The organism is Pseudobacillus sp. FSL P4-0506, from assembly GCF_038003025.1.
In the GTDB taxonomy this organism is placed as follows: Bacteria; Bacillota; Bacilli; order Bacillales; family Domibacillaceae; genus Pseudobacillus.
This window is the reverse complement of the sequence record NZ_JBBOOI010000001.1, coordinates 1,388,002-1,410,288: the sequence shown is the minus strand read 5'-3', so window position 1 is coordinate 1,410,288 and position 22,287 is coordinate 1,388,002. Positions and strand designations below refer to the sequence as shown.

Genomic DNA, 22,287 nt, shown 5'->3' with positions numbered 1-22,287 from the left:
TTCTCCTCCCGCTCACTGGTATATACTGCTGCCGGCTTGCTTGAACTCCTTCGCCTTTTGCTCCATCCCCTTTTCAAATGCTTCATCTGTATTTATTTCATTTTCCTTAGCATAATTGCGAATATCTTGAGAAATCCTCATGCTGCAAAACTTCGGGCCGCACATTGAACAGAAATGAGCAGTTTTTGCGCCCTCCGCCGGCAAGGTTTCATCGTGATATTCCAGCGCACGTTCCGGATCTAAGGACAGGTTAAACTGATCTCTCCAGCGAAATTCAAATCGTGCTTTTGACAGCGCGTTATCCCTCTTATGAGCTCCGGGGTGCCCTTTCGCCAAATCGGCAGCATGAGCAGCAATTTTGTAAGTCACTACCCCAGTGCGTACATCATCCCGATTGGGCAACCCTAAATGCTCTTTCGGTGTGACATAGCAAAGCATCGCTGTGCCGTACCAGCCGATCATCGCGGCTCCAATTGCAGAGGTAATATGGTCATAGCCTGGGGCAATGTCCGTTGTTAGCGGACCCAGTGTGTAGAAAGGGGCTTCCTGGCAAACTTCAAGCTGCTTATCCATATTCTCTTTAATAAGGTGCATAGGCACATGGCCGGGTCCTTCTATCATTACTTGCACATCGTGTTCCCATGCAATTTTAGTCAACTCCCCGAGTGTTTCCAACTCAGCAAATTGTGCCTCATCATTGGCATCAGCAATGGAGCCGGGACGCAGTCCATCTCCTAAAGAGAAAGAAATATCATAGGCTTTCATAATTTCACAGATTTCTTCAAAGTGAGTATATAAAAAATTTTCCTGATGATGATAGAGACACCATTGAGCCATGATTGAACCACCGCGTGAGACAATCCCAGTCATGCGCTTAGCTGTTAATGGCACATAGCGGAGAAGCACTCCAGCATGAATAGTAAAGTAATCTACCCCTTGTTCCGCCTGTTCAATCAATGTATCACGATACACTTCCCAAGTAAGAGCTTCTGCTACACCGTTCACTTTCTCAAGCGCCTGATAAATAGGGACAGTCCCCACTGGAACGGGTGAGTTACGGATAATCCATTCACGGGTCGTATGAATATTCTTTCCTGTCGACAAATCCATAATAGTATCCGCTCCCCAGCGTGTTGCCCATGTCATTTTTTCTACTTCCTCTTCGATTGACGAGGAAACAGCTGAATTACCGATGTTTGCATTAATCTTTACATGAAAATTGCGCCCAATAATCATCGGTTCAATTTCCGGATGATTGACATTAGCTGGAATAATTGCTCTTCCTCTCGCTACTTCCTCGCGGACAAACTCAGGTGACATGTTTTCTCTGATTGCAATGAATTCCATTTCGGGTGTAATGATTCCCTTTTTTGCATAATGAAGCTGCGTAATGTTCTTTCCCTTTTTTGCACGCAGTGGCTGGCGCTTTAACCTAGGGAATAGATGATGATTGGTTCGGGGATCATTTTTCTCTTTATAGCCATTGTCTTCAGGTTTTATCTCTCTTCCTTCATACGCCTCTACATCATTGCGTTCATTAATCCACGGACTGCGAATAGTCGGCAATCCTTTTGTAATATCAAGCGTGTAATGAGGGTCTGTATAAGGACCGCTCGTATCATATACACGCACGGGCGGATTTTCTTCCTCACCAAACGTACCAGTTGTTGGAGTGAGGTTGATTTCACGCATGGGAACTTTTAAATCAGGACGAGAACCTTCAATATAAACTTTCTTACTACCCGAAAAACTGGACATAATGGAAATGTTTTTTTCACTTAATGAGGATGTGGACATAAAAAAATCTCTCCTTTTCAACGGATTAATCGTTTAAGGACGAGATGCAGGGCATAGCATGTGGAAAAGCTCACTCATGTACATAAAAAAGCCGGTGTCCAATCAATGGATGGACCCGGCTAATATGTATGCAGAAGTAATCATAATAAATAACTGTTTTAACTTCCCCACGCTGGTATGAACCAGATCAGGTCCCAAGAGTCAAGAAACTTCATCGCGTTCCTTTCTCAGCCCAGCTCATTGGACTCCCCTAGTTATAACTATTTAATTTGACTCCATTATACATAGAGCTGCTATAAAAGTAAATATGTTTATTCAGAAAATTCCACCGTTTTATCAACTAATTACAGTCTTCCGTCCTTCCAGAAATTCTGGGTTACATGGGCAGAGGGATTGTAAGCTTTCAGTTCATATCCTTCCTTCTTTAAATAAACTAGAATTTGCGGAAGCATTTCTGCAGTGATCTTCTTCTCATGCAGTAAAATGACAACATTCTGATCGCCCTTCTTCTTTTGCAATTTAATTCCCGCTTGAATATTTTGCAAAATACGCGCTTTCGAAGATGTGTTATATTTCCAGTCCTCACTGTCTATATCCCAATCCCACAACCGATAGCCTTTTTTAACTAAAGCATCACGGAATGGCTGTTTTAGATAAGGGGAACTTCCAAATGGAGCCCTAACCAAAACAGAGGACTGGCCAGTCACTTTCTTTAATGTCTGATTTGTTTTTTCCATTTCGTTTATAAAGTTTTGTGGCGACTTATAAAGCGGGTTCACTTTATGGGTTACGCTGTGAAGGGCAAGGTAATGCCCTTCTGCTGCAGCTTTTTTCGCCGCAGCCCCATACCTTGAAATATTGGGTTCAATATAGAAAAATGTTGCTTTCACTTGCTGAGAAGCAAGGGTTTTTAAAATGCTGGCTGATTGAGCACTTGGACCATCATCAAATGTTACATAAGCGACTGGCTTTTTAGCTGGCGGCGGACTTTTCAATCGATCAAAAAACGGTTGATTAGCCACTAAAAACTCTTCGTTGGACAACTTTGATCCAGCCTTCGTATAGAGGCGTACTGTTTTATGCTCACTCAAGTAATCTGCCTGGAAACCAAATTGCTCTGCAATCCAGCGAATTCCAATATAAAACTTGCCATTTTCAGTGTAAGTAACTGCAGGGGCCACAGCTTTCCCGTCGAGCAAGGCTTCCTTCGTTTTGATGTTTACTTTCAGCTGCTGGCCGTTTTTTTCAAAGATATAAACTCCTTCTTTTTCCTTGATGGTTTCTTTTATATATAAATAGCGTGATAGTTTTTCTGATGGAGCAACTGCCTGACCATTGATGATAAAGGCTTCTCCTGTTGTAAACGGCAGCATTTTATCATGGAGCCCTATGTAAATGTTCTTCTTCTCGGCCGCATGAGTCGGCATTCCCCCTGCACAAATAAACAGCAGTAGGAAGCTGCACATGATTATTAATCTTCTCTTCATCTCTCTTACCCCTTTTTTCCCTCTAAATTTTATCTATTTATCTATTTTTCACCATTATAATACATATTTTTCACTTATGTTACAAAAATATTAAAAATATTACTTATTAAATTTTATGCAGGAGGGTATCCTTTATCACTCTTTTTCTGTATGTAGGAAGTGAAAGGAGGTGATCAGCATGGCACAAGCAATATTGATGAAGTCCACGTTAAGTCTCGTCTTTGATCACGGGTTAAATGATGAAGGAAAACCAATTCACAAAACAAAAACTTTTGCCAATGTGAATGAAATGGCAACGGCAACTGAATTAGAAACAGCTGGCACAGCGATTGCTACTTTAACTGATAAACCAGTTGTCACAATTGCAAGGAATGATTATTTTGAAATCAATTAACAGGAGGAAATAAAAAATGGCTAAAGTTCTTCAGTTGCAATTTGCTACCCAGTTAGATAAAACTGCGACATTGTCGATTGAAAACCCTAAAGAACCGATTGACCCATTGGCCGTAAAACAAGCCATGACCGCAATCATTCAGTCAAACGTATTTAACTCGACTTCCGGAGCTTTGACAGGCATCAAAGGGGCTCATGTTATCGACCGCAGCGTGACACCTATTCCCATTAACTAGCAAGCAGAAGGAAAGCCGGTTTCTCGGCTTTCCTACTCTTCATAGGAGGATAAAAAATGGAGACACTCATGCCTTTTATTCAGGAAGTTGGCTTTCCGATTGCCGTCACCTTTTATTTACTTTATAGAATCGAAATAAAACTGGACGGTGTAATCCAATCTATTCAGAACTTGCCTGAAAGAATGCGTAACTAAAAATAAGAGAGGATCACTTGTATACACGTGATCCTCTCTTATGTGAGCTGTTCGCTTTTTTGCTTTTCCTTTCTTTTCATCATCACTTTTTTCAATTCATTTTTCTGCTCTTTCTTCACTAACACGTAAAGCACATCTTCAGGAAAAAGCTTCGTTGACCCTTCCGGAGTAATAAGCTGGTCGCCCCGTATAACAGCGGTAATTAACGTTTTAGGCGGCAAATCAACTTCATGAATGCGCTTATTGGCTGCAGCTGATTCTTCCAAAATGCGCACTTCTACCATCTCGCTGTTCGTCTTGCCAATGGATATAAGTTCCAAACTGTGAGGCGATTCAGTTTTTTTCCCTGCCCGGGTCACACCGAACAATTCAGCGGCTTTAGAAATGCTCGCTCCCTGAATCACTGTGGACAAAAGAACAACGAAAAAGACCACATTAAACATAAGCTGTCCATGTTCAAGTCCCTCCACGAGCGGATATGTCCCTAAAATAATCGGGACCGCTCCTTTTAAACCTGCCCATGAAATAAAAAGCTTTTCCCTGACGTTCATTTTCGAAAACAATAAGCTAACAAATACTCCAACTGGACGCGCAACAATCATCAAGAAAACAGCTAATATAATGCCCTGCCAAGCTACATCAAGCAGCTCACTCGGGAAAACAAGGAGGCCCAAAATCATAAACATCACCATTTGCATCATCCACGCCAACCCTTCATTAAAACCAAGAATAGAGTGGCGATAAGTTAAGTCGGCGTTTCCTATAACGATGGCCATCACATAGACTGCTAGAAATCCGCTTGCATTCATGATCGTAACGACACTGAAGGCAAAAATAGATAAGGCAATAGATAAAACCGGATAAAGACCGGATGAATCGAGGTTGATCTTATTAATAATCCAAACGGAAGCTATACCGAACAAAATACCGAAGAAAAGTCCAAGCCCCATTTGCCAAAAAAAGCTCAAAACGAGGGTAAGAGGATCGAATGAAGGAGATTGAATTACTTGAATAAGACTGATCGTTAAAAAGATGGCCATTGGATCATTGGAGGCCGACTCTGCTTCGAGCACAGTTGCCAGTTTCCGTTTAACATTCTTGTTTCCAAGCACACTAAAAACAGCTGCCGCATCAGTCGAGCCAACGATCGCACCAACAAGAATGCCTTCTGCCCAAGTTAGATCAAGTACAAGCTTAGCAGCAATGCCGACAGTGAGAGTGGTAACAATTACTCCAATAGTGGCAAGTGACAAAGACGGCTTGTAAACTGGCTTTACACTTTCCCACTTTGTCTGCAGGCCACCTTCAAATAAAATAATGACCAATGCAACGGTTGCTAGTAATTGGGCAAGCCAGGCATTGTTGAAGAAGACAAATTGATTTAATACCATACCCGCAGCGATAAACAGGACGAGCGACGGCAAGCCAAGCCTTGTAGAAAACTTAGCGCTTATAACACCAACTAACAATAATATAGAAAACAATAAAACAATGTTTTCAATTGTAAAATTCATCGCACTCTCCTTTCTAGAAAATAATGTCTCTTCTATTCTATAACACGCGGAGAGCTTTTCCAAAATAAATGGTTTCCTCCTATTTAAAGCGCGACAGATCATTTCCTTCTTCTCTCTAACATCTTCTCATACAGTTAAAGGAAATAAATACTTTTATCTAAGAAAAAAGTTGGGGTTTTTACTTTTTATATAATTATATGGTTTTAAATACTTTAAAGCGGATATATAACAAGCGTACACCAAATATTCCATTTAAGGAGAGGATACAAAATGGCAGAAAACAAAGATAAAAAAATGACTGTAGAAGAAGCTGGCCGTAAAGGCGGAGAAGCTACTGCCCGCAATCACGACAAAGAATTTTATCAGGAAATTGGCCGCAAGGGCGGAGAAGCCACTGCCGAAAATCATGGAAAAGAATTCTATGAAGAAATTGGTGAAAAAGGCGGAAATGCTCGCGCTGAGCAAAGAGAATCTAACGAATAAAAATATAAAAATAAATGTTTAATAATCTTATAAAAAGGTAATAAAAACCATATGATTCATTAAATTAAAAGGAGATGTATAAAATGGCAAAAAACAACAATGAAAACAACGACAAAAAAATGACTGTGGAAGAAGCTGGCCGCAAAGGCGGAGAAGCCACTTCTGAAAACCATGACAAGGACTTCTACCAAGAAATCGGCCGCAAAGGCGGAGAAGCTACTGCTGAAAATCATGACAAAGAATTCTATCAAGAAATTGGCCGCAAAGGCGGAGAAGCTACTGCTGAAAATCATGACAAGGACTTCTACCAAGAAATCGGCCGCAAAGGCGGAGAAGCCACTTCTGAAAATCATGACAAAGACTTCTACCAAGAAATTGGCCGCAAAGGCGGAGAAGCCACTTCTGAAAACCATGATAAAGATTTCTACGAAGAAATCGGTGAAAAAGGCGGAAATGCTCGCGCAAAACAACGTGACAATGATTAATTAATTTCACTCAACAAAAAGGCCCTTTGATAAGGGCCTTTTTGTTGAGTGAAAAGAATGTCTAGATCATCAATGAGAGTCTTATTTTTCGCAGTCTGACGAGAAACACAGAAAGTGAATGTTTGCCAAAAGTCTTAATCCCATCCCTCTAGAGTGATGACATCACACCGCCTTCTCCTTCTGTTGCTGTTCTTCCTTCTCTAGTTTATCTTTCGTAAGCAAACTTACAAAGATAAAGACAATAGTAGATAATGGCAGTGCATAAAACAATGGATCAACATGTGTCATTGGATAAGCAAACAATGTATCTTTTCCAAATAAAGCTTTTGATAACCCAAGGACAGCAGCCTCCTTTTCGTGCAGGAACATAAACCCTAAGATGCTAACTGTAAATCCAACAATCATGCTGGCCTTAGCTCCTGCTCTCGTCGACCGCTTCCAGAAAAACGCCCCAATCATAACCGGGAGAAATCCAGCCGCACAAATGCCGAACCAAAAAGCTGTCGCCTGTGCGATGACCCCTTCGGGCAATACATAAGACAAAGCAACTGCCGCCACAATACCGATAAGCACACCGATACGGGAAGCATCCATTCCTAAAAACGATTGAATACCAAAGCTTTTCAAAATATCTTGCCCAAAAGCAGATCCCTGCAAATGAATAAGAGAACTGATAGTTGAAATAGCCGCCGACAATAAGGTAAGCGTGAATAAATAGACGAACCATTCCGGCATTAAATGATTAATTAACGCGGGAATCACGAGATCTACATTTCCCTTAGCTACCTCTATGGAAAGCTTTCCTACATGCTCCTGAAAATACAAATTACTGATCGGACCGAGCATAAAAGCAGCACCTGTCATAAAGAAAATGAAGACTCCACCAACGATCACCGAACGATACAGTGCCTGATTGTTTTTGACTGTCATAAATCGCATAACAAGCTGCGGCTGAGCTAGTACACCGATCCCGACTCCCATAACGATCGTGCTGACTAACGTCCACCAAATAGGAGAACCTAATTCCGGCATGGAGGTCCATCCACGATGCCCTTGCTCTACTAAAGACTGAGGAACAAGATTCTTCATTGCCGTTAATCCAGCATGTCCGTCAATCACACCTCCCACTGCTTTATAGCCCATAAACAGAAAGATAGCCATACCGACAAACATGACAACCGCTGCAAAGGCATCGGTATACATAACAGCTTTAATTCCACCGCTTAGTACATAAAAGCCGACAATGACAGCTAATACTAACAGTGCAACATTATAGTTCATTGAAAGAGTTTCCTGAAGAAAGCGTCCTCCGCCTACAAGGACAATACTCGTATAAGCAGGCATTAATACAAAAATTATGACTCCAGAAAATACAGTAATAAACTTCGATTGATAGCGCTTTCCTAAAAGCTCAGCAAATGTGTATGCTTCCAGCTTTTCCGAAAGTTTTCGAATGCGTGTCCCAAAAAAGACAAAAGAAATAAAAACCCCAAAAACAATGTTTAGAAAACAAAGCCATAATAGTCCAAATCCATATAATGAGGCCACACCGCCAAAACCAATAAGAGAAGAGGTGCTGATAAAGGTAGCTCCATAAGAAAGCGCCATGACTGTAGGATTGATTCCTCGTCCACCCACTAAATAATCAGCTTCTGACTTTGTTGTTTTATAACCATAATAGGCAAGTGCCGACATAATACCCAAGTAAAGTAAAAGGATAGGAATTAATATAGTAAAATTCATTTATTTCATTCTCCTTCCCCGCGATTCCACATGACTGCTCCAAACACAACACAGCCAATCATCGATAAAATGGTGCCAATCCAGGCAAAAGCAATTATTGGATCTTCCATGCCAAACATGATGAATTCCTCCTTTTATTTTTCTGTTTAAACAAAGAAAAGACTCATAACTAAAGTTTGTTATGGGACAAGCTTTAGTTATAAGCTAAAGGATAACCGTGCTATTAACCCTCTCAATGCAACTTTCATTTTCGTATTCTATTTTTCTGAGGTTGTTTTCTTATAACGGGCGTGTATATTGTTCTGCTTGTACGTGCCAGCCTCGCTAAATTCCACTAGCTCCATTGAGAGAGCCAAGTAACGTTTAGCAAAAAGATCAGCAAAGTGATCCTTCATAATAGCAAACAATTCATCGCAAACCGCTTTTTTCACCGATTCTGGGCGGCCAGCGCCGATTTTCAGTGCAGCATGGACAAATGCATCGTCCTCTGTGCCATCGGCAATGAAATAATCATGCAATTCAATCGCCCGGGAGCGAATCCCCCCGACTGGGAATACATCGTCATGAGAAATAAGCGATTGATTGATTTTTTTTAGCAAGGCTGGAATATCTGCCTCTGCTTTTATATTATCTGTATACTCGATAATAAAGTGTGGCATAGAAGTTCCCCCCTTTTTTACATCGTCTGTTTGGATGTTACTTTCGCAGAAGCGGTGCGAATGCCAAATGTCTCATCTCCTACAATAGTATTAACAAGGCGGCCAATGCCTTCTATTTCTGTAATGACCTCGTCGCCGACTTTCGTATCCACCGATCCTTTCGGTGTGCCTGTTAAAATGATATCTCCCTCGTTGAGCGTCATAAAGCTACTTAAATATTCGATCAAATAAGGAATATCGAAGACCATATCTTTCGTGTTACCTTCTTGAGTGAGCTCTCCATTGACATATGTTCTTAATGTTAGGTTCATCGGATCTGGAACAGCTTCTTTTTCAACGAACCAGGGGCCGATTGGTGTGCATGTATCCCTGTTTTTCACACGCAGATTGGGACGATAGTAATTCTCCAGGTAATCACGAATGGCGTAGTCATTAGCAACGGTATAGCCTGATACATAATCATACGCCTCTTCTCGTTTCACATTGCGTGCTGGACGGCCAATCACAACAGCCAACTCACATTCATAGTGCATATACTCTACATCTCCTGGACGTCGTGTCTGTCCACAGTGGCCAATGAATGTGTTTGGACCCTTCAAAAAAACAAGAGGTTCTTCCGGTGCTTTAAAGGACAACTCTGCAGCATGATCAGCATAATTGAGGCCAAGAGCAAAAACGGTCCGCGGTTCAACTGGCGGCAGCCATACGACATCTTCCTCCTTAACCATTCGACCGTCATTCAGCTGCAAACGGCCCTCATCTTTCTCTACAGCTTCGTGAATCGCTCCTGCATAAGCAACTTTTGCCCGCTTCATTTTAAGCCCCCCTCTGCTAATTCTTGTTCAGGCACAATCGTATTTTCGAGCGCGCCCACTCCCTCTACCTCAATGCGAACAACATCGCCAGCTTTGGCAAGTGGTGCCTTTTCAGGAATGCCTACAAGCAGGATATCTCCAGCATGCAACGTCATAAAATCGGTTACGTCTGCCAATAACCTGGCTATTGGACGAATTAAATTTGCTGTTGTGTTTTCTTGGCGCAATTCTCCATTAATATATACACGGGTATGTATCCGATCAGGATTTGGCACATCTTCACGCTTGATGATCCAGGGACCGATCGGGCAAAACCCGTCACGTGCTTTTTGTCTAATAGCTGGACGATAAACACTTTCGTGTGGAATACTGACATCATTGACTACCGTATAGCCAGCTACATAATCGAATGCTGCTTCTTCACTCACTCGTGTAGCTGTACGGCCAATGACTAATCCCATTGAGGCTCCGATTTCAAGTGCTTCGATGCCTTCTGGAAGTGGAACCGGCCGTTTATGGCTATTGATTGTATTTGCCGGTTTAATATAAAGAATCGGGGCTTTAGGAGCCGCTTTGTAAGGGGCCTCACTGACCGCCTCTCCCAGCGCTTCCAAGGCTCCTTTGTAGTTTAAGAGCGTGCCATATACAGTACCGGAAACCGGTGCATCTACAACCAGCTGATCAAAGTTAAAAGACTGGCCTTCCTTCTCCACCACACCTTCCATCAGCTTCACATTGATTTCATCTGATTGCAGCGTGCCATGAAATTTCACCTTTGCTGTTACCATCTCTTTTCCACTCCTTTGACAATAGGTATAACTACTTTTATGCTCTTGTTCTCAAAGAAATCCAGACAGGGTGAAAGGGGAGACATTTGGCTGCTCCCCTTCTTTCCTTTTTATTTGTTAACAAATCAGCAGTTAAATGACCATGTCCTCTCTTTGAATATAATCATTCACTTCGGCTGTTTCTTTTTGTTTGCCAAACATATATTTTAGCCATTTGATGTTTACTTTTTTTCCATAGGTGTCTGCAAAACATTCTTTTAGCTGGATAAGCAAGAATGATTGGCGGCCTATAACGGTCATTTGGTGGCAAATGCCTTCATACGACCGGCCCTCGATTTCTGCTTCTACACGATAAACACCGAGCTTCGGCAGGCGGTAATCTTGATTAATATCCACTTTTATAAATTGATGGTTCTTGTAAAATAGAGAGTTTTGCTTCACTTTTCCTCTCACCTCATAAGACTGACCTAGCAAGTCAGAAGCCTTCTCTACTTTTCCAGCAGCCAACAATTCACGGACGGCAGTAGAGCTGATTTTTTCAGCTTGCTGCTCAATCTTTTGGACGGTTGTTACCTCGAATTTTCCGTATCCTGCCTCAGTGAGTGTCTTCATGTTGCCTTTCCCTTTATGGCCATAATGGTAATCGAATCCAGCGACCACATGTTTACAGTGAAGATTCACAATATAATGCTCAATAAAGTCTTCAGGGGACAGCTTTGCAAATTCAGGAGTAAACTTCACAATGAATAATTGATCCACACCAATCTCCTGGAAACGCTCTTCTTTTACTGGCAGTGGCGTCAAGTATGTCATTGGCTCCCGCTCAGGAAAGAGGATATCTTTCGGATGGGGATAAAAGGTCATAACATTGAATTGATAGCCTTTTTTTCTTGCCGCCGATCTTGCCGCTTCAAGAATGCCGCGATGTCCAATATGGACTCCGTCGAAAAAACCGAGCGCCAGCACACAAGGAGTTGATCCGGCTGTTGTTGGGATTTGGTTTGGATGCTCAATGTGAATCGTTTCCATTAGTTGCACGTCCCCTTTCGTTTTACTTAAGCGAGCTGTCCTTCTGCAAGCTGGCCGTATTTTCCTTCAAAGAAAGTAAGCGGTGTTCCTTCACGTAAAACAATATCCTGCACTTCACCGATGAATAATGTATGGTCTCCAGCTACTTGCTTTGAATACACCTTACAGACAACATTGGCAAGCGCACCTTTAATTACTGGCACATCCTGAATGCGGTCGAATTCCGCTTCACGTTTTTCCTTGATTTGGCCGGCAAACAACATCGATACTTCTTGTTGCTCTGCTGCTAAAATATTAACAGCAAATTTGCCGGATTCATTAATTTTCTCAAGCATTTTTGCTTTTTCACCAATCGAAATTAAGACGAGCTTCGGATTGAGTGACACGGACATGAAGGCATTTGCCGTCATTCCATGTGCTTCCCCATCCAACTCAGTTGTAATAACTGTTACACCTGTCGCAAATTTCCCCATTGCATTGCGGAATAACCGATCATCCATCATTGATTCCCCCATTACTTTGCATTAGATAATAAATTCAGGTTTCTTTTGTTCCAGCTTGGCAGCTTCTGTTTCTACGAATTCCCCTGTTTCAATATCAAGGAATGGAGACGTTTCATTGAACCAGCTGTCCGGTGCTTTCGCTCCCCAGAACGTTTGGCGGCGTGGATCATTTAAATCCCAGCGGATCGGTTCAAAGTCCGAATCACTTGTTAAGTAATCACCGTTATACAATTCAATTCGATGACCATCCGGATCTCTTAAATATAAGAAGAAGGCGTTGGATAAACCATGACGGCCTGGTCCGCGTTCAATGCTGTCCGCATAGCCGAGTGAAGCGAGTACATCACAGCAATGAATAAGAGCTAATGGATCTGGCAGCCAGTAAGCAAAGTGGTGAAGGCGCGGGCCTTCTCCATTCATGAATGCCTGATCATGAACGCTCGGCTTGCGATGCAGCCATGCCGCCCAAATACTGTCATCTTCTGTTGCCGTGTATTCAGAACAAGCAAATCCTAATTCGTTAATGAAAAAGTCATAGGCTTTCTGAACATCAGGCACCGCACAGTTTACATGGTCAATGCGCTGAATTCTTGCGCCTCTATATAAGTCATAACGTTGCAGCAGACGCTCGGCTTTATCCATTTTACAGAAGAATTCAAGCGGCATCCCCGATACATCATGGACATGAAGCGCACGACCGAGCGCATGCTGTGTTCCCTCCTCAAGCCATTTTGTTTTCAGGCCTTTTGATTGGAAAAAGACTGCAAGCTTATCAAGGTCTTCATCTTTTTCTACTTTGTAGCCGAGTGCGTGGACACCCACTTTCTCGGATTTTTTCAATACTAAGCTATGATGAACATGCTCCTCTAATCCTCTTAAATAAATGCAATCATCCTTGCTTTCTGTTTCTATAAACCCTAGCGCATCGACATAAAATTTTCTTGAACGCTCAAGATCCTTTACATTTAATACGGTTCTTGCAATACGGATAATGTTAAAATCCATTGCCCCTGCCTCCCTTTTTCTTATGAAAATATCAAACTGTGCGGATTATTTTTGAATGAGCTGCTCTGAACGATCTAAGAATTCTTTTACACGGTCTACGTACTCCTGTTTGTCATAGCCGTTGTATAGTGCGCTTGCCATTCTGACTGGATCACCAAAGAAGAAGCGCTCATACAATGTTTGTCTCGTTCCAAAAGCACTCATGCATACATCCCATGCCAAGCGATATAATTTCACACGGTCGTAAGCGCTTCCAGTGGCAGACTGCAAATACTTGTCGAGATCCGGACGGATTTCTGAATTAAAGTCTGCTTCGTTTGGAATGGCCATTAAACCGCTAGCACCAAGCAATTGCATAATTTCACTGAAGCGAGGATAGATTTTCGGGTAGTAGTTACGAGCAATATTCAATGGCGTAAAGTCCGGTGTCATGATGCCCCATTTATCAACTTTAGCATTTGCTTCTGATGCCGCGACATAAGCTTTCACCGTTTCTAGTGCCATAATGATTTCAGATGCTTTTTCCTGAACGTGCTGATATTGTCCGATATTGATTGTTTCGATCATTAGTTGAACAAGGCCAAGAATAAACTCTGTTTTGGCAACATTTTTAGAAACGACTTGGTGCGTCATATGAACCACTGCATTACTTTCGTTATATGCCTGGTTACAGACTCCTACATCACCAAGAGCAAATACGCGATCCCAAGGAACAACGACATCGTCGAAAACAACGATCGTATCCATTTCTTCAAAACGAGAACCTAGCGGATGATCAAAATTGGACTTTCCATAATCAAATGATTCACGGCAAATAAACTTTAATCCAGGTGTGTTATTTGGAATAGAGAAAGCGTAAGCATAAGGATTTTCTTCTTCCGCTTGTTTTAATAAAGTAGAAGGGAATACCATAATTTCATCTGTAATGCCGCCTTGGGTAGCCAGCAATCTAGCGCCTTTAATCACAACGCCTTCTGATGTCTTTTCTTTAATGCGGGCTGCGATATATGGATCCGGCAGCTGAGCCGCATTCACACCCCGGTTTACTTGCGGCTGAATCAGCGTGTGAGTTAAAGATAAGTCATTTTCTCGACAGTATTCATAATATTTCGACATATTTTGAGCATAGAAAGGGTCTTGCTTGCCGAACATTTCCGATGCAGATCCGTAAGCCATCATTCCAACATTGATGTAATCCGGTGAGCGTCCCATCATTCCGTTGTTATGTCTCGCCCATTCCTGCATCATTTTACGGCGCATTTCCAAGTCTTCTTTCGTTCTTGGCTGGATAAAAGAAGTACCGACACGATCACCCGTCGTTGGCGATTCATATGTCATAAAATCTTTTTTCTTTGGATCATGCTGCATATCATATAACTCAGCCTGTGTTTTCATGACTCCTTTAAATGCAGGGTGCTCAGAGATTTTTCCCTTTACCTGCTCTCCATTGATCCAGACGTTCGCTTGAGCCTGGTCGACTCTCTCGATGTATTCCTTACCTGTTTTAGCTGGCATATAACTCTCTCCTTTTTAATAAAAGTGAAAGGCGCTTGATCAGCGGCGACTGGCATAAGACGAGCCGGCTAGAAGGTTGTTCTTTAACCTTCTGGACGGATTGGCTTATGCCAGTCGCCGCTAGTGCCTGTAACTACACAATCTTGAAAGTAGAAGGCGCTGGCTTAGCGCCCTCTCTTTTAAATGTTCCGTTTACTTACCGAACTGTGGAATATGATGGTCGCCAATAGCTACGTGAATGATTTTTGGTTCTGTATAGAATTCAAAGAGTGCATAACGACCGCCTTCTCGACCGACCCCGCTGTCTTTCATTCCGCCGAATGGGATTCTTAAATCACGCACGTTTTGTGCATTGATCCAGACCATGCCGGCTTCGACTGCCTGGGCAACACGATGGCCGCGTTTAATGTCGTTCGTCCACACGTATCCTGCAAGGCCATAACGCACATCATTCGCTGCTTTAACCACTTCTGCTTCATCTTCAAATTCGATGACCGCCATCACCGGTCCGAAGATTTCTTCCTGACACACTCTCATTTCGTTTTTAGCATTTAATAACAGTGTGGGCGGCACAAAGTTGCCGGCTTTCACTTCTTCGGGCACTACTCCCTGAATCACTTCACAGCCTTCTTCTTTTGCTAATTCAATGTAACTTTTAACTTTATTAAAATGCTCTTTTTCAATTAGAGGTCCAAGCTGTGTTTTGGCATCCATTGGATCGCCGATCTTAATATTCATGACGCGTTTCTTTAATTTCTCCACGAACTCCTCTTTAATGTTTTTATGAAGGAACAGACGAGAGTTCGCTGTGCAGCGTTCACCATTAAAGGAGAAGATTCCCCATACCGCTGCATCCAGGGCGCGGTCAAGGTCCGCATCTTCAAACACGATTAGCGGGGACTTACCGCCCAGTTCCATGGAGGTTTTCTTTAACGTATCGGCCGAATTCTTAATAATGATTGAGCCTGTCGTTGTTTCTCCAGTAAAGGAAATGGCTTTTACATCTGGATGTGCCACAAGCGTCGCGCCTGCTGTTTCCCCGAAGCCATGCACAATGTTGAACACCCCTTCTGGAAGGCCGGCTTGATCGATGACTTCCGCTAACTTGTTCGCTGTCAAAGGAGATAGCTCCGCCGGTTTCAGGATCACGGTATTCCCCGTTGCCAAAGCTGGAGCAACTTTCCATGTTTCCAGCATAAATGGCGCATTCCATGGTGTAATCAGTCCAATGGGTCCAAGCGGCTTATAGACAGTGTAATTGATGAATTCATCATCCATTGGGTATGATTCTCCGTGCAATACGGATTGCACCATGCGGGAATAAAAACGAAAGTTCTCTGCGGCACGAGCTGCCTGTTTCTTCGTCTGGCTGATCGGAAGACCTGTATCAAGGGATTCCAGATAAGAAATTTCTTCCGCGTTTTCCTCGATCAGGTCAGCGATACGCTCAATATACTTCATGCGTTCGGCCACTTTCATCTTGCCCCATGGCCCTTCTTCGAACGCTTTCTTTGCCGCAGCTACGGCTTTGTTGATATCTTCTGCACGACCCTCGGCCACCACGTTATTTACCTTATTCGTAAATGGGTTCACATTTTCAAAGGTAGCGCCTGCTTCGGCATCGGTAAACTGACCATCAATATAGAGTTTTACATCTTCTACTCGTTTATGGGTTAACCCTTGTTGTCCAGCTGCTTGTACTTGCATCATGGTCACTCCTTTTTCATTTCCTCAACCATTTTTATAGAGACTCATTCGTTCTTTCGCTCAGTTCATTAGTTCGCTGAAATACCTTCCGGTAAGATATTGTACGATTTCAGTACGTCACGGATTTCCCCCTGCAGCTCCTGTGTTGGCAACGCCATTGGCTTGCGCAGAACCGGCTCGATTTTGCCCATCATGCCGAGAGCGGCTTTGACCGGTGCTGGATTTGTGTCTTTAAAGAGCACATCGTTTAATGGCATCAATTCATAGTGAAGCTCAAGCGCTCTTTCCGCATTTCCTTCCATCCAGGCGTTGTGCATTTCTGCCACTTGTGCTGGCGCGACGTTCGCTGTCGCACTGATGGAACCAGCACCGCCGATCGTCAGCATCGGATAACAAAGCAACTCAATGCCAGAGAACAGCTTAAAGTCTCTTCCGCAATTTAACAGGACGCGGTTTACATGTTCAAAGTCTTTATTAGACTCTTTCGCCCCGATAATGTTCGGGCAGTCTTCCACTAAACGAGCCAGTGTTTTCACTTCCAGGTTCACGCCTGTGCGTCCTGGAATGTTATAGACAACGATTGGAATATCTACCGCATCGGCGATCGTTTTGTAATGAGTATAAAGCGCGTGCTGAGAAGGTTTATTGTAATAAGGAACGATGACCATTGCGGCGTCGGCGCCCATTTCCTGTGCCGCTTTCGTTAAGCGCAGCGCTTCGTTGAAGTTGACGGAACCTGTGCCCGGTGCGAATGGGACGCGTCCATTGATCGTTTGGATCGCTGTTTCCATCACAAGCTCTCTTTCTTCTACGGTTAGGGAACTTGGCTCTCCCGATGTGCCCGTCACGGAAATTCCGTGGCTTCCGCTTTCAATTTGCCAGTTGATTAAGCTTTTGAATGTGTCGAGATCTAAACTCTCATCCTGTTTAAAAGGAGTAATGACCGGTGCAATCGACCCTTTTAACTTTTCTTTTGCTTCCTGAACTTTTGACATGTTTCCTTCGCTCCTTTTTATCATCAAAATAATGTTATAAAGAAGTAACAGCTTTACTCCTTCATTCGTTCTAATAGATTCTTCACCAAATAAATTTTAAAAAGATTTCGAAAAAATGGTGGAATCGTTTACATTTATAACTTATCATAGGAATTAAAATATTAAAAATATTAAAAATATTGGTTAACCATATTAAAAAAATATACATATATGCAAGGAGGTTCCAAAGTTGGATATTCGGCAAATTCGCTATTTTGCTACCATTGCGGAAGAAGGACAGATTACAAAAGCGGCTAAAAAACTGCATATGGCTCAACCTCCTCTTAGCCAGCAACTAAAAGCATTAGAGGAAGAACTCGGTGTCTTGCTGTTGGAACGTAAAGGCAGAAGCCTTGAGTTAACAGAAGCAGGAGAAGTGCTGTATAAAAAAGCAAAATACTTGCTGGAGCAAATGGAAGAAACCGTTACTGAAGTAAAGGAAGTGGGAGACGGCTTAAAAGGTGTTTTATCCATCGGGTCTGTAAAAACATGCTTTTCTTATATACCTGAACGATTTCTTTATTTCAGGGAGAAATATCCCCGTGTTAAATTCCGATTAAAAGAAGGCGATTCCTCTCTATTAGCCAACTATGTGAAACAGCGCGAAGTAGAGCTTGCTATTGTTCGGCTTCCTCTCGAAATGGAGGAATTTTCTTACTTGCCGCTGCCAACTGATCCATTTGTTGCCGTTATCCCTGAAAAAAGCGAAGCCTCTTCTACTATCCGAATGAAGGAACTTAGCGGCATGCCTCTCATGCTGTTGCATAGGGTTAGCGGTGTCGGTCTCTATGAACTTGTCGTTAATGAATGTACAAGGCATAGCTTCGAGCCAAATATCATTTGCGAATGCCCTGATGCGGCGATGTTGCTCTCACTTGTTCGGACAGGCTTAGGGACAGCACTTTTGCCAAAATCTACACTGCTCTCTTTTCCAACGAATGGTTTAAAGGTAGTTGAAATTGAAGATTGCACCATCCAATCAGAATCCGCTATTATCTGGCTAAAAGACCGCTACTTATCTAAAAAAGCAGAGCGTTTTCTTGACACATTTCATTCGTCCAAAATGATTATCAATTAATAAAAAATGAGACCGCTATGTACGGTCTCGTTTCTTATTCTACTTATATTGTTCATCTCATGTAGCCATCCTGCTTAACCCCTCTTCTTCCACCGCTGCTAGAAATTCTTCCGGCTGGTCAAGACGCAAATAGATTCTCTTTGCTTTTTTAGTAAACCCGTATATATAGTGAACCGTCGCCGGCTGCCTTAATTCAATTACTACTTGTGGCTCGCCTTTTTCCATATCGGCATATACACCATGAAAAGCATCTTGATCCTTTTCGTTGTATTCTCCCTCCTCTGTGCGCCGGATCGAGAAAATATTTTCTTTTGTAGCAGTAATTCTTTTAACTAAGCCAATAGGGACAGTAATTTTGTCCGCTTCTACAACTATCGGGTTAAGACGGATCGCTTGGATTTCTCCGATAAAAAAGAGCACGGTGTATATATTTAAGACAACCATTACCCAAGCAATAACCGGATTCATCGAGTGGATCAGCCAGTGCACGCCGACCGTTTCCAGTACAACAGCATGGATGAGCATCACATTGAAAGCGAGAACACTGGTCTGGCGGTGAGCCGTAAAATGACGGTCAGATTCAGGTGGTTTTTGCTTCCAGCTAGCAAGCGCAAATTTCCATATCATCCATTCAGAAATAATAATTTTTGCAAATCTATTTTCTGAGAAAGCAGTTTCTGCCTGCTGCCAGACAGCAAGTGTTGAGGTAACAGCTCCTCTAGTGGCCTGTACTTTTCGACGGATAGTATGGACTGTTTTAATAAGCCGAAAAATAATCCAGATTTCAGCAGCAAAAAGGGCTGCCTCCCCTGCAAACAATACCCATCCGATCCACTCCATACCGGCCAGGCGGCCATCAGGGATAATTGCTTTCCCGACAAAATAACCAAGTAATGCCACGCCAATTACGGGAGCCATTTGCCGTTTTTGGCGAAAAACAAAGAGGTACGCAAGAAGCGGGATGACAAGAACAAAATCTAATAGCGAACCAATTGTCACCATCTGCATTTCATTGGGAGGAAGAGGAAGAAGATGATGCGCAGCAAAATTGGAGAGAATAATGACTCCAGCTAAGGCTAAGAACCAATTCCATTTTGTTGGTGATACACGAACAGCATTCATAAGAAAAGCCTCCTTTACAAAAACTGTAATCGTTTCACCTCTATTTTATAAAAAAAGAAACGTCCGCCCATTGAAAAAAGTTACAATTTTCCTACGCTTTCGTTTTTAACCAGAAGGTTCGGCAACGTGTGTTAAAATATTTGTAAAGTTTTTACCTAAGTGGAGGGTATCAAATGACGTTTCTTCCCTATTTGCTTTTAGGAATTGCTATCGTCTCGGAAGTATTCGGCTCTACTATGCTGAAACTTTCCAATGGGTTCACCCGCTTGCTTCCGGTAGCGGGAGTGATTGTCGGATTTGGAGTGGCCTTTTATTCCTTATCTATAGCTTTGAAAACCTTGCCTCTAGGAGTGGTTTATGCTACGTGGAGCGGCTGCGGTACCATTTTGACTGTTATCGCGGGTGTGTTATTTTTCAAAGAAAAAGTAAACAAGCAAGGCATCTTAGGAATAGGACTGCTCATCGTTGGACTTGTCTTACTAAATAGTTAAGGAGAAATAAATATGAGAGGCGTTCTTTTTTTAACACTTGCTATACTGCTAGAAATATTCGGGTCCACCATGCTGAAATTATCCGACGGGTTTACCAATATAGGACCTTCCATAGGAGTGGCCATCGGTTTTCTATCGGCATTCACTTTATTCAGCTTTGCATTGAAAAGTCTCCCCCTCTCCTTCGCTTACGCTGTCTGGTCTGGTGCTGGAACAGCACTAACAGCTATTATTGGTGCATGGTTGTTCGGAGAAAGCTTTAGCGCCTTGAAAATCGGTGGACTATTTCTTATCATCTTTGGCATTGCCCTTCTTAATACTTCTTCAGAAAAATCCGTACAAAGTGAGAGCTAGCCTATAATGATTTTGTATGTCTAAAGTCAATTTCTACATAATAAAAAGCGGACTTTGAAAAGTCCGCTTTTTAACATTTATTCTAAAGAGCCTTTTGTTCAGAAATATCCTTTTGTTCTTTCAACTCTTTATTTTTTTTTACAGATGACTGGATATATTCATCGTTCAGACCTTTATACGTTGAATAACACATCACGAGCATTAAAACAGCAAGAGGTACAGCTGTTGCCACAAGCGCTGATTGCAAACCTTGCAAACCGCCGGTCATAATAAGCACGACCGAAACTGCTGCAATAACAACTCCCCATATAATCTTTGTCCGGTGTGCAGGATCTGGATTGCCATTTTCACTGATCATTCCTAATACGAATACAGCTGAATTGGCTGATGTAATAAAAAACACAAGGACAAGCACCATTGCCAGTACACTTAAAAACGCACTCATTGGGAAGTACTCAAAGAACTGGAATAACGCAGAAGTAACATCGGTTGATACGGCAGTCGCGAGCGCCTTTTCTCCCATATTTTGAATAAGGTGAATTGCTGATCCTCCCATTACTGCAAACCAGAAGAATGAACCGAGTACAGGAATAAAGACGGCGCCCATCATGAACTCTTTAATCGTTCTGCCCTTGGAAATTCTGGCGACAAAACTACCAACAAGCGGCGCCCAAGCAATCCACCAGCCAAAATAAAATAGTGTCCAGCTAGCGATCCAGGAACCATCGTTATATGGCTCTGTTCGGAACGACATGCCGATGAAGTTTTGAGCATAATCGCCAACACCCTGGAAGAAAATTTTAAAGATAGACTGGGTTGGCCCCAGGAAAAGAACGAAGCCTAATAAAGCAAAGGCGAGGAACATATTCAGATTGGATAAATGCTTCATTGCTCCTTGCAGGCCAGAAACAGTAGAACCTACATAAATAAAGGTAACTACAATGATGATGAGTGCCTGTGTAAAGATATCCACCGGTATTCCCCAAAGGAAATTCATGCCGCTGTTTACTTGCAGCGTACCAAAACCGAGCGATGTAGCAATTCCAATAACAATCGAAAGGATAACCATGACATCAATCGCTTTGCCAAAAGGGCCTCTGATTTTATCTCCAATCAAAGGATAAAAGACAGAGCTCAATGAAGACGGAAGTTTTTTTCTAAACTGAAAGAAAGCTAAAGAAACTCCTACGAGTGCATAACAAGCCCAGGCCGAAACGCCCCAATGCAAATAAACAAACTGCATAGCAAGCTTGCCTGATTCCTCAGAAGATCCTTTGCCGAATGGAGGGTCAATGTAATAGGAGACAGGCTCTGCCACGCCCCAAAACACGAGGCTGATACCGATAGAAGCACTGAAAAGCATGCCAATCCAGGTGGCCGTTTTATATTCAGGCCGATCGTCATCATCCCCTAAACGAATATGCCCGAATTTTGACAGTCCGATATACATACAAAAAGCAAAGAAAATAAAAACACTGGCAAGAATAAACCATCCCAAGTTATTGTAAATAAAATTAAGTGACGAATTCGAAAACTTCTCCAGTTGCTTTGGTGCGAATACACCTACACTAATTAATAATAAGCTGATTGCCAAAGAGGAATAAAATACAGCTTTCTTGCTATTCACCTAACCACTCCTTTAAAGTTTGCCAATCAAAAGATGCTACTGCATCCTCCCACTCCCTTAAAAACTCTCCTAACATGCAAACGGTTTCTAAATTTAACACACTATCCATGATCCCCTTGAGCAAACCGCTGAGCACCTTCTACGTTCCTATAAAGTCCTAGGCAAAATAAGAAATTTCAAAAAAATATAGCGATACCGCCCGAGGAAAGTTTCCCCAGGCGATACTGT

At 42.5% G+C, this 22,287-nt stretch carries 24 protein-coding genes and 1 riboswitch; of the genes, 8 read left to right on the top strand and 16 right to left on the bottom strand.

Annotated elements, in window-relative coordinates; all coding sequences use genetic code 11:
- Positions 1-12: 12 nt before the first annotated feature.
- Complete coding sequence (gene thiC / locus MKZ02_RS06825) at positions 13-1,797, bottom strand: phosphomethylpyrimidine synthase ThiC (protein ID WP_340852646.1); 1,785 nt, start codon at positions 1,795-1,797, stop codon at positions 13-15.
- A 147-nt stretch (positions 1,798-1,944) separates the two neighbouring features.
- Positions 1,945-2,059: riboswitch (TPP riboswitch) on the bottom strand.
- Between the two features lie 82 nt (positions 2,060-2,141).
- Positions 2,142-3,284, bottom strand: coding sequence for a polysaccharide deacetylase (locus tag MKZ02_RS06820; protein WP_120034296.1), 1,143 nt, complete (start codon positions 3,282-3,284; stop codon positions 2,142-2,144).
- 178 nt (positions 3,285-3,462) lie between these two features.
- Here MKZ02_RS06820 and MKZ02_RS06815 point away from each other — a divergent pair, with 178 nt between their 5' ends.
- From MKZ02_RS06815 to MKZ02_RS06805, 3 genes are read left to right on the top strand one after another with little or no spacing between them, the layout of a single operon-like run.
- Positions 3,463-3,678 carry a DUF1659 domain-containing protein gene (locus MKZ02_RS06815; RefSeq protein WP_120034299.1) on the top strand — a complete coding sequence of 72 codons (216 nt, stop codon included), beginning with the start codon at positions 3,463-3,465 and terminating at the stop codon, positions 3,676-3,678.
- A gap of 16 nt (positions 3,679-3,694) precedes the next feature.
- The gene (locus tag MKZ02_RS06810; RefSeq protein WP_340852642.1) at positions 3,695-3,913 is read left to right on the top strand and encodes a DUF2922 domain-containing protein; all 219 of its coding nucleotides are present in this window, start codon (positions 3,695-3,697) and stop codon (positions 3,911-3,913) included.
- A 56-nt stretch (positions 3,914-3,969) separates the two neighbouring features.
- Positions 3,970-4,107: a YvrJ family protein gene (locus MKZ02_RS06805; RefSeq protein ID WP_120034303.1), complete on the top strand. Its 138-nt coding sequence runs from the start codon at positions 3,970-3,972 to the stop codon at positions 4,105-4,107.
- Positions 4,108-4,145: 38 nt separating this feature from the next.
- Here the strand turns inward: MKZ02_RS06805 and MKZ02_RS06800 are convergent, their stop codons facing one another.
- The gene (locus MKZ02_RS06800; protein ID WP_340852639.1) at positions 4,146-5,621 is read right to left on the bottom strand and encodes a potassium/proton antiporter; all 1,476 of its coding nucleotides are present in this window, start codon (positions 5,619-5,621) and stop codon (positions 4,146-4,148) included.
- A 270-nt stretch (positions 5,622-5,891) separates the two neighbouring features.
- Here MKZ02_RS06800 and MKZ02_RS06795 point away from each other — a divergent pair, with 270 nt between their 5' ends.
- Together MKZ02_RS06795 and gsiB are read left to right on the top strand one after the other, a co-directional pair.
- Positions 5,892-6,104, top strand: coding sequence for a KGG domain-containing protein (locus tag MKZ02_RS06795; RefSeq protein WP_120034307.1), 213 nt, complete (start codon positions 5,892-5,894; stop codon positions 6,102-6,104).
- Between the two features lie 83 nt (positions 6,105-6,187).
- Entirely contained in the window at positions 6,188-6,589 is a 402-nt protein-coding gene (gene gsiB / locus MKZ02_RS06790; protein ID WP_120034309.1) for a glucose starvation-inducible protein GsiB, read from the top strand.
- A gap of 162 nt (positions 6,590-6,751) precedes the next feature.
- Here the strand turns inward: gsiB and MKZ02_RS06785 are convergent, their stop codons facing one another.
- The 11 genes from MKZ02_RS06785 to hpaI form a co-directional block, all read right to left on the bottom strand.
- The gene (locus tag MKZ02_RS06785) at positions 6,752-8,332 is read right to left on the bottom strand and encodes a sodium:solute symporter family protein (RefSeq protein ID WP_340852636.1); all 1,581 of its coding nucleotides are present in this window, start codon (positions 8,330-8,332) and stop codon (positions 6,752-6,754) included.
- A 5-nt stretch (positions 8,333-8,337) separates the two neighbouring features.
- Positions 8,338-8,451 carry a symporter small accessory protein gene (locus tag MKZ02_RS06780; RefSeq protein WP_340852634.1) on the bottom strand — a complete coding sequence of 38 codons (114 nt, stop codon included), beginning with the start codon at positions 8,449-8,451 and terminating at the stop codon, positions 8,338-8,340.
- A gap of 138 nt (positions 8,452-8,589) precedes the next feature.
- A complete protein-coding gene (locus MKZ02_RS06775; protein ID WP_340852631.1) occupies positions 8,590-8,991 on the bottom strand; it encodes a 5-carboxymethyl-2-hydroxymuconate Delta-isomerase in 402 nt (133 codons plus the stop codon).
- A gap of 17 nt (positions 8,992-9,008) precedes the next feature.
- A complete protein-coding gene (locus tag MKZ02_RS06770) occupies positions 9,009-9,806 on the bottom strand; it encodes a fumarylacetoacetate hydrolase family protein (RefSeq protein WP_340852628.1) in 798 nt (265 codons plus the stop codon).
- Complete coding sequence (locus MKZ02_RS06765; protein WP_340852627.1) at positions 9,803-10,594, bottom strand: fumarylacetoacetate hydrolase family protein; 792 nt, start codon at positions 10,592-10,594, stop codon at positions 9,803-9,805. Before MKZ02_RS06765 ends, MKZ02_RS06770 begins: the two co-directional genes overlap by 4 nt.
- Before the next feature lie 132 nt (positions 10,595-10,726).
- Entirely contained in the window at positions 10,727-11,623 is an 897-nt protein-coding gene (ribF, locus tag MKZ02_RS06760; protein ID WP_340852625.1) for a riboflavin biosynthesis protein RibF, read from the bottom strand.
- A gap of 26 nt (positions 11,624-11,649) precedes the next feature.
- Positions 11,650-12,123, bottom strand: a complete 474-nt coding sequence (locus MKZ02_RS06755) for a flavin reductase family protein (protein ID WP_340852623.1) — start codon at positions 12,121-12,123, stop codon at positions 11,650-11,652.
- 24 nt (positions 12,124-12,147) lie between these two features.
- Positions 12,148-13,131, bottom strand: a complete 984-nt coding sequence (gene hpaD, locus MKZ02_RS06750; protein ID WP_340852620.1) for a 3,4-dihydroxyphenylacetate 2,3-dioxygenase — start codon at positions 13,129-13,131, stop codon at positions 12,148-12,150.
- Positions 13,132-13,176: 45 nt separating this feature from the next.
- Positions 13,177-14,646 (bottom strand): 4-hydroxyphenylacetate 3-monooxygenase, oxygenase component, encoded by a 1,470-nt coding sequence (hpaB, locus tag MKZ02_RS06745; RefSeq protein ID WP_340852617.1) that lies wholly within the window; start codon positions 14,644-14,646, stop codon positions 13,177-13,179.
- 192 nt (positions 14,647-14,838) lie between these two features.
- Positions 14,839-16,353, bottom strand: a complete 1,515-nt coding sequence (gene hpaE / locus MKZ02_RS06740) for a 5-carboxymethyl-2-hydroxymuconate semialdehyde dehydrogenase (protein ID WP_340856346.1) — start codon at positions 16,351-16,353, stop codon at positions 14,839-14,841.
- A 68-nt stretch (positions 16,354-16,421) separates the two neighbouring features.
- Positions 16,422-17,348 carry a 2,4-dihydroxyhept-2-ene-1,7-dioic acid aldolase gene (gene hpaI, locus MKZ02_RS06735; RefSeq protein WP_340852615.1) on the bottom strand — a complete coding sequence of 309 codons (927 nt, stop codon included), beginning with the start codon at positions 17,346-17,348 and terminating at the stop codon, positions 16,422-16,424.
- 229 nt (positions 17,349-17,577) lie between these two features.
- Here hpaI and MKZ02_RS06730 point away from each other — a divergent pair, with 229 nt between their 5' ends.
- Positions 17,578-18,465 carry a LysR family transcriptional regulator gene (locus MKZ02_RS06730; RefSeq protein ID WP_120034329.1) on the top strand — a complete coding sequence of 296 codons (888 nt, stop codon included), beginning with the start codon at positions 17,578-17,580 and terminating at the stop codon, positions 18,463-18,465.
- Between the two features lie 57 nt (positions 18,466-18,522).
- Here MKZ02_RS06730 and MKZ02_RS06725 read toward each other — a convergent pair whose 3' ends face one another.
- Positions 18,523-19,587: a hypothetical protein gene (locus tag MKZ02_RS06725; RefSeq protein ID WP_340852612.1), complete on the bottom strand. Its 1,065-nt coding sequence runs from the start codon at positions 19,585-19,587 to the stop codon at positions 18,523-18,525.
- 173 nt (positions 19,588-19,760) lie between these two features.
- On the opposite strand from MKZ02_RS06725, the gene MKZ02_RS06720 reads away from it, so the two are divergent.
- Positions 19,761-20,078: a DMT family transporter gene (locus tag MKZ02_RS06720; protein WP_120034333.1), complete on the top strand. Its 318-nt coding sequence runs from the start codon at positions 19,761-19,763 to the stop codon at positions 20,076-20,078.
- A gap of 12 nt (positions 20,079-20,090) precedes the next feature.
- The gene (locus tag MKZ02_RS06715) at positions 20,091-20,432 is read left to right on the top strand and encodes a DMT family transporter (protein WP_340852609.1); all 342 of its coding nucleotides are present in this window, start codon (positions 20,091-20,093) and stop codon (positions 20,430-20,432) included.
- Between the two features lie 82 nt (positions 20,433-20,514).
- Here MKZ02_RS06715 and MKZ02_RS06710 read toward each other — a convergent pair whose 3' ends face one another.
- On the bottom strand, positions 20,515-22,059 hold the full coding sequence (locus MKZ02_RS06710) for a BCCT family transporter (RefSeq protein ID WP_340852608.1): 1,545 nt from the start codon (positions 22,057-22,059) through the stop codon (positions 20,515-20,517).
- Positions 22,060-22,287 lie beyond the last annotated feature (228 nt).